A 15,040-nucleotide genomic window follows, 5' to 3' on the forward strand; every position below is an offset into this window, starting at 1 on the left:
GGAGGCTGATTTCCATGGCTGACGAGAAACAATGGACAGAAACAGGACTGGAAATAGCGGTCGTCGGTATGGCGGGCAAGTTTCCAGGCGCGGCAAATATTGATGAGTATTGGAGCAACATTTCAAAAGGAATAGAATCGGTCACTCAATTTTCCGATGAAGAATTAAAAGAAGCCGGGGTTGATGAGACGCTGCTTGGTCAAGAGGCATATGTAAAAGCAAAGCCGATCATTGATGACGTTTCTGACTTCGACGCGGCGTTTTTTGGCTATTCACCGAGAGAAGCTGCCTTGATGGATCCGCAAATCAGGCTTATGCATGAATGCACCTGGGAAGCGCTGGAGCATGCGGGCTGTGACGCTGAACGGTTTAACGGGCTGATCGGGCTGTATGCTGGTGCTTCCAGCAATTTGTCTTGGATGGGCCGTCATATGTCTTCTCTTCATAAGAATGAAGACGCATTTCAAATCATGCATTTAAATGATTCATCGTTTGCATCACGAATCGCTTATAAACTTAATTTGAAAGGGCCGAGTGTATCAGTTCAAACTGCTTGCTCGACTTCTCTTGTCGCGATACATATGGCGTGCCAGGGCTTAATTGGGGGAGAATGTGACCTTGCATTAGCCGGAGGTGTTACCCTGAGCCTGCCGCATATATCTGGGTACCTTTATCAGGAAGGAATGATCTATTCAGCAGATGGGCATTGCCGTCCGTTTGACGAAAAGGCGAACGGAACCATTTTTGGTGAAGGAGCCGGAGTGGTGGCGTTAAAGCGATTGAAAGACGCACAAGCTGACGGTGATGTGATTTATGCGGTCATCAAGGGCTCTGCAATTAATAATGATGGAAACAATAAGGCAGGGTATACGGCTCCCAGTGCTGAAGGCCAGGCGAATGTCATTGCCACAGCTATGGAGATGGCGGAAACGGAACCGGAAACCATTGGTTATGTTGAGGCTCACGGGACGGGAACGCCTGTTGGAGATCCGATTGAAATTGAGGCGCTGACCCGTGCTTTCAATACAGATAAAAAAGCATATTGCCGCATTGGTTCTGTCAAAGCGAATATCGGGCATTTGGACGCCGCTTCGGGGGTAGCGGGATTTATAAAAACCGTTATGATGCTCCATCATAAAATGCTGCCTCCCGCTTTTCACTATCAAAAATCGAATCCGCGCATCAAGTTTGAGAACACGCCGTTTTTTGTCAATACAGAGCTGGCTGAATGGGAATCTCAGCAAGGGCCGAGAAGAGCCGGCGTGAGCGCCTTTGGAATCGGCGGCGCGAATGCTCACGTTGTCCTTGAAGAGCCCCCATCTCATAATGATGAAATGCCAGCCGGCGGTCCTGAGCTTGTTGTTCTTTCTGCGAGAACAAGGCAGGAGCTTATCCGTTCAATGGGTCAATTGGCTGATTTTCTTCGCCGCAACCCTGAAGCACCGCTGCCAGCCATAGCCCGTACGCTACAGCTTGGCAGAAAGCAATTCCAGTACAGAATCTCCTTTGTAGCTTCACATCAAAAGGATCTGCTTGATCAGCTTTCTGATCATCGGAGTAAAAAACAAATCAGAGAATCGGCGGTTGTTCCAAGCAGCACCATGTTTGTATTTGCGGGAGACGTTCAAGAGGGCTTTGGCCGATATACGCAGCTGTACCGCACGGAAAGCCTGTTCAAAAAAGAAGTCGATGCTTGTCTTGAAAAGGTGCAAAATGCGTTTCAGCAGGATGTACTCAGCTTCTTTAAAGCATGTATTTCTGCTCCAGAAACGTACCAGGAAGAGGAAAACCTGGGATTAGTCCATTTGTTGTCGTTCATCATGGAATACGCCGCAGTCCGTTTCTTACAGCACATCGGCATAACACCAGACCGCTTTATCGGGCGGGGGTTCGGGGAGTTTACGGCGGCCTGTGCGGCAGGAATGTTTTCCTTTGAAGAAGGGGCAACAGCTGCATATAAACGTGGAGAGTTAATCAGCATGTCGCCGGCAGGAAAAATGCTCGGTGTCAGCCTGTCAGAGCCGGATATCGTTCAATACTTAGAGAAATCATTATCCCTTGCGCTGATTGATGAGCGGTATTGTGCCGTCTCCGGTTTGCCGGAGGATGTGTATCAGCTGAAGGAGCGGCTTGAACAAGAAGGGATAGCTGCTGAGTTACTTGATGGGGATATTGCGTATCAATCGGATCTGCTGGCTGACGCAGCGCAAGAATTCATGCACTTCCTTGGCACGCTGGACATGAAGTCACCAGACATTCCAGTCGTTTCATCTGTCACTGGAAAAGTGATAACAGATGACGGAGCAGCGGATGCCAGTTATTGGGCCGGCCAAATCTGCAAGCCGATACGGTTTTTTGAACACATCTCGTCTTGTTTGCGGGAGGAACCTGCTATTTGCATAGACCTGCGTTTGAATCAGGGGGCATCAGTATTTACAGAGCGCCAATCAATTGGCATGACAGGTGAACTCGGCACACAAGGACACACAGACGTTTTAAAGTTACATATATACGGAGCGTTGTGGAGTCTCGGGTCTGAGGTTGATTTCAGTATCCTGCATGAACCTCAGCTTAATAAAAGGTTAGCTCTGCCGACTTACCCTTTTACAAAGCAGCATTTCCCGTTGCCTGACAGCTTGGCACCGGCTGAACTTGAAAAAGATGAGCCTCACCAGCCGGCAGAACCACTTCGTGCAATGCCGTTATCTGCTATTGAAAAGACAGTCAGAGAAATTGTCATTAAGCATTTTGGATTCAATGAGCTTAACGATGATGCACCGTTTTTTGAACTGGGGGCTACGTCGCTTGATATCTCTCAATTAGCGGCAAAAGTAACAGATCAGTTGAATTGGAAGGTGGAACCAGTTCTGCTTTATCAATTTGCCGCAGTTCGCAGCCTGGCGAAGCATCTTCATCAACAGGTTCAAACGAAGGCCGGACAGCTGGAAATGATGCAGCATCAAAAGGTGTCGCAAAGCCGTCCGAACGGCCAGGGAACTGATATCGCGATTATCGGTATGGCAGGGCGTTTTCCTGGAGCCGGCAATTTGGATGAGTTTTGGAATAATCTCGTAAACGGCAAAGAATCTATCAGCTTCTTTACGGATGAAGAACTAAAAGCGTCAGGCATTGATGATCAGCTCTTGAAGCATCCTGATTATGTAAAAGCGAAGGGGATTATTAAGGACTCTGATATGTTTGATGCAGATTTTTTCCAATATTCCTCAAGAGAAGCGGAATTGATGGATCCGCAATTCAGGCTTTTACATGAATGTGCCTGGGAGGCCTTAGAAGATGCGGGCTGCGACCCGGAGCGGACAACAGGGAAAATCGGCGTCTACACTGGGACAAGTCCAAACCTCGAGTGGATTACACGTTTCGCAGGGAAATTGGATGGGACTGAACAGTTCAGCTCCATGCTGTTAAATGACAGAGAATTTTTCAGTACCCAGCTTGCTTATAAATTAAACCTGCACGGGCCAAGCATCACAATGCAAACAGCCTGCTCTACTTCTTTAGTCAACATTGGAGCGGCATGTCAAGCGCTGCAAAACGGAGCATGTGACGCGGCGCTTGCTGGAGGCGTAACTGTCAGCACCCCTTTAAGGTCAGGCTATGTTTATCAGGATGGCATGATTCAATCACCTGATGGGCATTGTCGTCCATTTGATGAGGACGCAGGCGGTACCGTTTTTGGCGATGGCGCGGGGATTGTCGTTTTAAAAAGATATGAGGACGCCGTTAAAGAAGGGCACTCCATTTATGCGGTCATAAAAGGGGTCGGAATGAATAATGACGGAAGCCGAAAAGTCGGTTTTACCGCTCCGAGTGTAGAAGGCCAGGCCGAAGTGTTAAAACATGCATACGAAAATGCAGGGATTGATCCGAACACCGTAGGGTATATCGAAGCTCACGGAACCGGTACAAAAATGGGCGATCCAATCGAAATGGAAGCGCTGAACCAGGTTTTTAAAAGTGACAGGCCAATGTCAATTCCAATTGGGTCAGTGAAAAGCAATGTCGGACATTTAAACAGCGCTGCCGGGATTGCCGGACTCTTTAAGGCCGTTTTATCGCTAAAACATAAAACCATTTTGCCAAGCTTGAATTACACAACACCTAATCCGCATATTCATTTTGACCAGACGCCATTTTATGTCAATACCGAAGCGACATACTGGAAGGAATCCGCTGATCCAAGGCGGGCGGGTGTCAGCTCCTTCGGAATAGGCGGCACCAATGCGCACATTGTGCTGGAAGAAGAGCGGGAATCAGGCAGAGAAGCTGACGAGAGTCAGCGGCATTTGCTAGTTCTGTCAGCAAAAACAGACACAGCCTTAGAGCGGATGACAATTCGATTGAAGGAGTTTCTTCGAACGCATCCGAACGTTCCGTTAGAGGATGTGGCATACACCTTACAAGTCGGCAGAAAACAATTTTCATACCGAAAATCGGTCGTGCTGTCAAAATCAACGGAATGGGAAAGCGGTGCAGAGCTCACAGCCTATCAAAAACACAGCGGGCGCCCGACTGCTTTTATGTTCTCAGGGCAAGGCTCTCAGTATATCGATATGATGAAAGATTTATATGAAGCTGAACCGGTATTTCAGAGTGAAGCGGACCGCTGTTTTGCCTTCGTGCAGAGGTCACATCAAATTGATTTGAAGGCGATCGTCTTCCCCGAATCAAATGATGGGGCGAAGCTGACAGAGACCGCTGTTGTACAGCCGCTGCTGTTCATCTTTGAATACGCGCTCGCAAAGCTGCTGCAAAGTGCAGGCATCTCACCAGATTACATGATTGGGCACAGCATTGGTGAATACACTGCTGCATGCCTGTCAGGCGTGTTTTCATTAGAGGCGGCTTTAACGCTCGTAATGGAGCGGGGAAGGCTGATGCAGCAGCTGGAATCTGGGGCAATGATCAGTGTTCAGCTATCAGAGAAAGAGCTGGAGCCGCTGCTTACGGACAGTTTGTCACTTGCGGCTGTTAATGCTCATGACTTATGCGTAGTATCCGGAAAAAGCGAAGACATTGAGACGTTTGCGGTTCTCCTTGAAGAAAAGGGCATTGCAGGCCGCCGGCTGCATACTTCTCACGCCTTTCATTCTTATATGATGGAGCCCATTCTTGAGGATTTTGCCGCGATTGTAAAGCAACAGGATATGAACACCCCTCGGATTCCATTTGTTTCGAATGTAACGGGAACATGGATAACACCGGAACAAGCAGCAGACCCGGCTTATTGGTCTCAGCACTTAAGAGGCACAGTCCGCTTCCATGAAGGATTGGAACAGATTTTGAGTGATGACAACGTTCTGTTAATAGAAGTCGGGCCGGGCAGCACATTAAGCACATTTGCCAGAAGGCATAAGAAGAGATCTAGCCAGCATGATATTGTCAACCTCGTCAGACATGTTCAGGAACCAGCGCATGATCATTCCTATTTCTTAAAGAAATTAGGCCAGCTTTGGGTCTGCGGATGTGAAATTGACTGGAGGCAGTATGGCGGTGGTAAGCCTAAGCGTCTGATATCGCTTCCGCCTTATCCTTTTGAGAAAAAACGCTATTGGATAGAAGCGGCTGACAATGCGGCTGCTTTCACCGCAGTTGATGCATGGAATAAAAAGAAACCGATGGATCAATGGTTCTATCTGCCGTCATGGGAAAGGAAAATCAAGTCCGCTGACAGCCGAAAGAAAGAGCAGCCAGCTGAAAGCGGAAAAACACTTGTTTTCCATGAAGGAACAGCCTTTGGAGATCGGCTTGTGCAAGCGATGCGCCGTCAAGGACATGAGACCGTAATTGTCACGAGAGACCGGCAATTCAAAAAAATAAACAGCGGATTGTATGTCATTAATCCATCTGATGGCACACATTATGAGCGTTTATTTTCTTCGCTTGCTTCTGACGGGCTTCTTCCAAACTGTGTGATGCATCTGTGGAGCGTTTCGGAGCAAGAGGAATCCTATAAAACGTTCAGCACGTACAGTGAAAACGGCTATTATAGTTTGATTTTTACTGCACAGGCGGCATCTAATCAAAAACAAATGAACGAATGTAACATGTTTGTGCTGACAAGCGGGATTCATGAGGTGACTGGAGAAGAACAAATCAATCCTGAAAAATCGACCATTTTGGGGCCGTTGAAAGTCATCCCGCAGGAATATAACCATTTGAAATGCTGGAACATCGACATTCCTCCTTTACCGGATACATTGACATGGAAAGAAGAGGAGTTGATTGACCAAATCATGATGGAAACTGATGCTGCGGGTGAGGATCAAATAATCTCATACCGAAACCGCCGCCGATGGGTGCAGATGTATCAGCCTGTTCAGTTAAATAAAGCGTCCGGCTTGCCGAATATGATCCGCCCGAAAGGTGTTTATCTTATTACGGGAGGGCTTGGCGGAATTGGATTTGTGTTATCAAAGCTGCTTGCACAAGAAGGAAACGTCCGTCTGATTCTGACAGGAAGAAGTGAACTTCCGCAGCGCAGCCAGTGGGAAAGCTGGTGCGAGAAGCATGAGGACGATGATCCGACTTCGGTGAAAATCCTGAAAATAAAAGAATTGGAACGGTTAGGCGCAAAGGTGACAGCTCTTCAGGCAGATGCGGGAAGCCTGTCGGATATGCAGGCTGTTATGAGAAAAATTCATACTGAGTTTGGAGAGCTAAACGGTGTCTTTCACGCTGCCGGACTTCCAGGGAGCTCGTCTTTCAGGGCGATTACAGATATACCTGTAACGATTGAAGGCGGAGAAGACCAGTTCCAGTCTAAAGTCAGAGGATTGAAAGTGCTTGAATCTCTATTAGAAAACGAAAATATAGATTTTTGTTTCTTATTTTCATCGATTAGTGCTTTGCTCGGAGGTCTCGGTTTCTCAGCGTACTCCGCAGCGAATATTTATATGGATGCTTTTGCGGCGAGGGTGAATCAGCGCAGCAAGACGCCTTGGGTTTGCGTGAATTGGGATGCATGGAACTTCTGGGGCCAGCTTGAATCCACTATCGGAGAATCTATTGCTGAACTTGCCATTTTGCCTGAAGAAGGAGCAGCTCTTTTTCAATATGTGCTGTCAGATATCAACAATCGCCATTTATTAGTTTCAACGGGTGATTTGGGACACAGAATGAAGCAATGGATATCCATGAATGCCGATAGCATAGCGAAAGAGGAGAAAAAGGCAGGTGCCTTACACACTAGGCCGGAATTGAATAATCCGTATGTCGCTCCCCGCAACAAAACAGAGCAGGTCATATGCGGCATTTGGCAAGATTTCATGGGTCTGGAGCAAGTCGGCATACATGATAACTTTTTTGATTTGGGAGCCAGCTCGTTAGATATTGTACAAGTGACAAACCGTTTAAATAAAGAATTGGGAACCAATGAGGCTGTGGTGACTTTATTCACATACCCATCTGTAGCTGCTTTAGCGCAATTTATCAGTCCAGATCAAGAGGAAAGTGAAGAGGAGAAGGAAGAAATGGCGGCTGTATCCAAGGGACGGAGAAAAACGCGGATACGTAATCAGCGAGATAAAAGATTGAGAGGCGGCGAATAGAATGAGTAATTCTCATTATGCGAATCATGGAGCTGAAATTGCGGTAATCGGCATGGCAGGCCGATTTCCGGGAGCAAAAAACGTGCAGGAGTTTTGGAGCAATTTAAAAAATGCGAAAGAAACGATTTCTTTTTTCACTGATGAGGAGCTGAGAGAAGAGGGCGTTAATGAAGAGCTGCTGAATGATCCGCGATTTGTCAAAGCAAAAGGAATTGTGGAGGATGTAGATCTGTTTGATGCCGGCTTCTTTGATTATACGCCGAAGGAAGCTGCCATGATGGATCCGCAGTTCCGTATCTTTCATGAATGCGTGTGGACTGCCTTGGAAGATGCCGGCTACGATCCTTTCACTTACAAAGGGCAGATCGGCCTTTATACCGGAGCGGGCCTCAATGCAGAATGGGTGCTGAGGGCTCTTCAGGGAGCAAAGACCGGAGAAGACTCAAAGACGCTGGAAACAGCGGTTTTGAATATGAGAGATTACATGGCAACACTTATTTCTTATAAGCTTAACCTGAAAGGGCCGAGCATGATGGTGCAGACCGCTTGCTCAACCTCGATGGTCTCTATTCACCTTGCTGCTCAGGCTTTGTTAAATGGGGACTGCCATATGGCGGTTGCAGGCGGAGTCTCTATCCGCCTCCCGCAAAAGTCCGGGTATCTCTACCAAGAAGGTATGATCCATTCTCCGGACGGACATTGCCGCGTCTTTGATGATGAGGCGGCAGGCACAGTATTTGGAGACGGAGCGGGAGCGGTCATTTTGAAAACGCTAGAAGATGCTGAAGCAGACGGAGACCATATTTATGCTGTCATAAAAGGTACTGCAATCAATAATGACGGCAGCAGAAAGGTTGGATATACAGCGCCGAGCACCAAAGGCCAGGTAACCGCGATCAAAACAGCCCTGCACATGGCCGAGGTGGAGCCTGAAACCATTACCTATGTCGAGGCTCACGGAACAGGGACGACACTCGGTGATCCGATAGAAATTGAAGCATTAAAACAAGCTTACCAAACAGACCGTCGCGGCTACTGCAGAATTGGTTCTGTCAAATCCAACATCGGTCATTTAAATGATGCGTCTGGTGTAGCTGGATTTATGAAAGCAGTTCTAAGCTTAAAGCATAAAGTGATTCCGCCGACTCTGAATTTCGAAAAGCCAAACGCCAAAATCGATTTTGAGCAATCACCATTTGTCGTCAATACGGAACTCACCCCTTGGGAAGAAAGTGAATTTCCGCGCAGAGCGGGCGTTAGCTCATTTGGCATTGGGGGAACAAATGCCCATGTCATATTAGAGGAAGCGCCGGCGCAGCACAAGGCAGCGGAAAGACATGACGCTGAACTCTTATTGCTGTCAGCCAAAACACCGGCCGCTTTAAACAGCATGACAGAACGGCTGTCAAACTATTTTGTGCAAAATCCGCAGACCGATTTTGCAGCCGCGGCATATACCCTCAAAGCAGGGCGCCATTCATTTCCATATAAAAAAGCGATTGTGGCAGCGGATGTGCCTGAGTTTCTTCAGGCTATTCATGAAAATGACTATGAATCTGTTAAAACCGGCAGTTCTCAATCTGCAAGCCGGCCCGTTGTCTTTCTTTTTCCGGGACAGGGGGCGCAGTATGTTGATATGGCTAAAGGGCTTTACGATACTGTACCGATTTTCAAGAAGGAGCTCGACGCCTGTTTTGACATATTAAAAAATCATATGGACATAGATCCGCGCACGGTGGTTTTCTCTGACAATCAAAAGCATGACGCGAATCTGATTAACCAAACTGAATATACACAGCCCCTTTTGTTCTGCATCGAATATGCACTTGCAAAAATGCTGATCCACTGGGGAATTAAGCCGAAAGCAATGGCGGGACACAGCATCGGTGAGTATACGGCTGCAGCCATTTCAGGTGTGCTCTCATTGGAAGATGCTCTTGACATCGTCAGCTATCGAGGGGCAGCGCTCCAAAATCTGCCGCCCGGTTCTATGCTTAGCATTTCCTTAAGCGAAGCAGACATCAAACCGTATATAGACGGAACCATTTCAATCGCTGCCGTGAATGCATCGGATTCATGTGTTGTATCGGGAGAATCAAGTGCGATTGATGCATTGGAAAGGAAGCTGAACGCCGAAGGGCACAGCTGCAGAAAGCTTCATACATCACATGCCTTCCATTCGTATATGATGGAACCGGTTTTAGAAAGCATGAAACATAAGCTCTCAGCCTATCAATTTAAAAAACAAAAGATCCCGTTTGTCTCAAATGTAACCGGAGACTGGATCACTGACGAGGAAGCTAAAGACCCGGCATATTGGGCTGATCATTTGCGGGGAACCGTCAGATTTATGAACTGCGCAAAACGCTTAAAAGAAGAACTGGATCCAATTTTTATAGAGGTCGGCCCTGGAAATGCGCTGCGTTCGTTTGTCAGCAAATTGTATCAGGCTGAGGGCAAGCAGCATATTGCAATCCAGCTGATGAGGCATCCAAAGGAGACGGCTTCTGATTACCGTTATTTGCTGAGCAGGCTGGGTGATATGTGGCTTCACGGGGTGCCGGTCGATTGGACAGCCTTTTATGACCAGGACCAATGCCAGCTTATTCCGCTTCCAACATATCCTTTTGAAAGAGAAAGATACTGGATTGGCCGGACAAATGAACAGCAGGGAACACCGGCGGCAGAACATTTTCAGCTTTTAGTGCCTGAGCAAGCAAATGACGGGCAGACAGCTGATGCAGAAGCAGATATTCAATTTAATGAGACAGAGACGGTCTTGGCTGCTATGTGGAAAGACATTCTCGGAGTCAAACATGTCACATTAGATACCCATTTCTTTGAAGCAGGCGGGCATTCATTAAACGCCACTGGTCTGATTTCCCGCATTCATAAGGAATTTGGAGCGGAGCTGACGTTAAGCGATGTATTCCAGCACCCGACAATCCGTGCGCTTGCCGCGCTTATTGATCGCTCTGACCGACAACAATATACATCCATCCTGCCTTCAGAGAAAAAAGACGTATACAGGCTGTCAGCTGCACAGCGGAGAACGTATTTGATTCATCAAAGAATCGGGCAAGTCACCACATATAACATGCCGATGGCTCTTTTATGCTTCGGGAAAATTGATGCCGTCCGCTTCGAGGACACATTCAAAAAGCTGATTGAAAGGCATGAAACACTGCGTACAACGTTTGAAATTAAGGATGGAGAACCTGTGCAGCGAATCCATCAAAACTTTGAATTTTCGATTGAACAAACCGAAGCGAAAATGGATGGGCTTGATGACGAAATCAGTTCATTTATACGGCCGTTTGATCTTAAGGTTTCTCCATTAATTCGGGTGAAATTCGTCAAAATCGAAGAAGAAAAACATGCGTTGCTTGTTGATATGCATAATATTGTGGCGGACGGCGCCTCAATGAATATTTTTATAAAAGAATTCACCCAATTATATAGAGGGGAACAGCTCCCCGAAAACATCATTCAGTATAAAGATTATGCGGAGTGGCAGCAGACATTTTTTAATAGTGATATGTTTAAACGCCAAAAAGAGTATTGGCTGAAGCAGCTTGAGGGTGAAGTGCCTGTGCTGAATATGCCTCTTGATTACGAACGAAAAGAACAAAGCTTTTTAGGCAGGGCGATCAAGTTTACAATCCCGCCGCACGTTTTAGAAAAGCTTGAGAAAATCGGAGAGGCGCAGCAGCTGACAAACAATGTCATGCTGTTTCAGCTCTATGCCATGCTTTTGTCCAGTTATACAAAACAGCAGGAGCTGATGATTGGGTCATTGGTGGCAGGCCGGCGTCATGCGGATATTGAGAATACGATCGGTATGTTTACAAACTTTTTGCCGATCAAAATTCATTTGAATCCTGAAGAGTCGTTTGTCGGCAACCTTCAGCACACAAAACAAACTCTGCTTGAAGCTTATGACCATCAGGATTATCCATACGATCAAATGGCAGAAGCGCTGCAGCCGGTGATCAAGCCGAACCGCAACCCTTTCTTTGACACCATGCTGATCTATCATAATGAGTATGACCCGAATATAAAAATAGAGGCTGGCGGATTAACATTTGAAACATACGAATTCGCAAAGGGCATTTCAAAGCTTGATATGAAAATGGACGTCGTGAAGGAAGTGACAGGAGAGCTTAAATGTGTGCTTCAATACAACCGGTCGCTTTTCACTCATGAATCCATGCAGGCATTTGTTTCTCATTTTATCTCTCTTGCTGAAAAAGCTGCAGAAGAGCCTGAAAAATGCATTAAGGACATTCCGGTGCTGAGCCAAAAAGAGCAGGAAGAGGCCGAGCGGAAACGGGAGAGAGAGTCAAACCGAGTCATCTCGTGCCCATTAACCATTTGTTCCAATTTTACAGCTGATCCGATTGTGCCTTACCTAAAATGGTGGGGCGAACAGTTTGATATCAATTTAGATATAAAGCTGTCTCCTTACGGCCAGGTGTTTCAAGAATTGCTTAATGAAGAAAGCTTGCTGTCAAGGCAAAAAAACGGTGCCAACTTGCTGTTGATTCGCCTTGAGGATATGGCGGGGGGTGCGGGTCTTTCTTTGGAAGAAAGAATAGCTCACGTTCAATATAATTCAGATGAACTGCTCGCCATCATGAAACAAAAGAAAAAGGAAGTGCCTTATTTCATTGGATTGCTGCCGCTGGAAAATGTGAAAGAGCAGGAGCTCCGGGACATCCTTGTGCAATGCCAGCAGAATTGGATCGCGCAGCTTGCTAAAGAAACGGATGTACATTTGATTGATCTTCGCCAGCTGCATCAAACATACCAGCTTGATGCCATATTTGACCCGCACAGTGAAAGAGCGGCAAGAATACCGTTTACTGAAGAATTTTACGCGGCGATGGGAACACGGGTGGCGCGTGAGTTGACGGCATGGCTCAAACCGCCATTTAAAGCGGCCGCCATCGATTGTGACGGCACTTTGTGGAGCGGTACCGTGTCTGAAGATGGGGCGGAAGGAGTCATTATTACTCCTGCCCATCGAGCGCTGCAGCAATTTTTAAAGAAAAAACAAGAAGAGGGTCTGCTCCTTGTGCTTTCAAGCAGGAATAATGAAGAAGACGTCTGGAATGTGTTTGAACGTCATCCAGATATGATTTTAAAGAAAGAGGACTTTGTTCTGTCACGCATTAATTGGGATGAGAAAGCCAGAAACATGAAAGAAATGGCCGACGAGTTGAACATTTCAATGGACCGGTTCATATTCTTAGATGATGATCCGGCTCAATGCCTTGAAATGAACGAACGCCTGCCAGAGGTTCTGACCTTGCTTCTGCCGTCAGATATAGATTCTATTCCAATGTTCTTAGAACATGTCTGGGCATTTGACAGGTTCAGGGTGACAGAAGCTGATCAAAAGCGCACGGAACGATACTTGGCAGCACAAGAAAGAAAAATAGATTTGAATACGTCCCGTTCTCTTGAAGAGTTTCTTTCCGGTTTACACCTGCGTATAGCCTTGACTGAGATGACAGAAGAGCATTTGCCGCGAGTTGCTCAAATGAGTGCGAGAATTAATCAGTTCAATATGAATCCGTCAGTCTATCGTGAGGAGCAGCTTGCCCAGCGGCTCAATACGGACGGCCATATCGGCTGGGTCGTTGAAGCGGCGGACAGATTCAGTGATGAAGGCATCGTCGGTGCAATCATGGGAATCCAAAAAGAAGATTCATTAAAGATAGATACTTTTCTGCTCAGCTGCCGCGCACTAGGCAAAGGAATTGAACATAAGGTGCTATCCGGCCTTGCTTCATATGCAAGGGATAAACAGCTTGCGACGTTGTCGTTGAAGTATAAAAAATCAGGGAAAAACCGGGCTTTTTCTGAGTTTTTGGCTGAGCATCGTTTTATGGAAGAGGCTGACCCGTTAAATACGGTTTATCACATATCCGTCAATGAGGTAGAGGATCAAAGCGGCCATATCGAATGGGTGTCCTCGTTAGAGCCAGCGCCTCGCAAAAAGGCGAAAGCGATTGCCGATGGCGTATTGCAATCCGCTTTAATGGAAAACACAAACGCTCATTGGGAAGTGCTGCATGCTGAGAAATCCTTGCATTCTCCATATTTAATAGCCTTAGATACCAATCAGCCGGAGCATTTGCGTGCTCTGTTAGTAAAGGAACATTTAGGAGCTGAAACAGAAGATAGCGGACCGGAGACAGAACAGCAAAAAATCCTCTCGGATATCTGGAAGCAAATTCTCCACTTGGATTTTGTAGGAATTGACAACGATTTCTTTGATTTGGGAGGAAATTCGCTGCTCGCTGTCAAAATGGAAGTAGAGATGGAAAAGAAAGGCTGGTATGTTGATGATTTGAATCTTGCGAAAAAACACACGATAAGGGAATTATCTAAATATATGAAGAGGGAGAATCAGCATGCATAAAGACATTAAAGCAATTTTTGATGAAGAAAAGGTTTTGGCAGAAGCTGCCGTTATATATGGATTTAGTAGAGATCAAGTGCAGTTTTTAGCGGATGCGGAAAACTATGTGTATGAGTTTGCTAAAGACAATGAATCCTATATTTTAAAGATTACACACACGATTCGCCGGTCGCCGGATTATATTATGGGAGAGATGGAATGGCTCCATCATCTTGCTGAAGGCGGTCTTTCAGTGGCCAAACCAATCCCGTCGTTAAACGGTAAGGATGTTGAGGAAGTGCCGGACGGAAAGGGCGGAGCATTTTTATTGAGAGTGTATGAAAAGGCGCCGGGCCATAAAGTAGACGAATCTGATTGGAACGAAACCCTATTTTTCGAGCTTGGCAGATACACAGGGAAGATGCACAGCCTGACAAAAAGCTATAAACTGAGCAATCCTACATTTAAGAGACAGGAGTGGGATGAAGAAGAGCAGTTGAAGCTCAGAAAATATGTTCCTGAAGATCAGACAAAGGTTTTTCAGCAGGCGGACGATTTAATGAATGAGTTGCGGCAGCTGCCAAAAAACCGTGACAGCTACGGCCTTGTTCACGCAGATCTTCATCATGGTAATTTTAACTGGGATCATGGGAAGATCACTACATTTGATTTTGATGATATCGGATACAACTGGTTTGTGAATGATATCAGCATTCTTCTCTACAATGTACTATGGTATCCGGTTGTTCCTTATGAAAATAAAGCAGCCTTTACAGAAGAATTCATGACGCATTTTATGAAAGGGTACAGGGAGGAAAATGAAATTGACGCCGAATGGCTCAAGAAAATTCCAGATTTCCTTCGCCTGCGCCATATGCTGATTTATGGATTGCTCCATCAAATGTTTGATCTGGATCAAATAGGAGAAGAAGAAAAAGAAATGCTGAAAGGATTCAGAAACGATATCGAAAATCAAACGCCGATAACCGAATTTGACTTTTCGAAGTTAGCTTAAGAAAATTGCGCCGGTCCCTTTTGGGACGGCGCTCCTTAATCAAAAAAC

3 protein-coding genes are annotated in these 15,040 nt (G+C 46.3%); all 3 read left to right on the forward strand.

Annotated elements, in window-relative coordinates; translation table 11 throughout:
• Positions 1–14 precede the first annotated feature (14 nt).
• The 3 genes from MY9_RS03915 to MY9_RS03925 are packed head-to-tail and all read left to right on the forward strand — an operon-like array spanning position 15 to position 14,992.
• Positions 15–7,568 carry a type I polyketide synthase gene (locus MY9_RS03915; protein WP_014663089.1) on the forward strand — a complete coding sequence of 2,518 codons (7,554 nt, stop codon included), beginning with the start codon at positions 15–17 and terminating at the stop codon, positions 7,566–7,568.
• 1 nt (position 7,569) lies between these two features.
• On the forward strand, positions 7,570–13,998 hold the full coding sequence (locus MY9_RS03920; RefSeq protein ID WP_014663090.1) for a type I polyketide synthase: 6,429 nt from the start codon (positions 7,570–7,572) through the stop codon (positions 13,996–13,998).
• Positions 13,991–14,992 (forward strand): phosphotransferase enzyme family protein, encoded by a 1,002-nt coding sequence (locus MY9_RS03925; RefSeq protein ID WP_014663091.1) that lies wholly within the window; start codon positions 13,991–13,993, stop codon positions 14,990–14,992. The genes MY9_RS03920 and MY9_RS03925 overlap by 8 nt, the downstream gene beginning before the upstream one ends.
• Positions 14,993–15,040: the final 48 nt, after the last annotated feature.

Source organism: Bacillus sp. JS, assembly GCF_000259365.1.
Lineage (GTDB): Bacteria > Bacillota > Bacilli > Bacillales > Bacillaceae > Bacillus > Bacillus stercoris.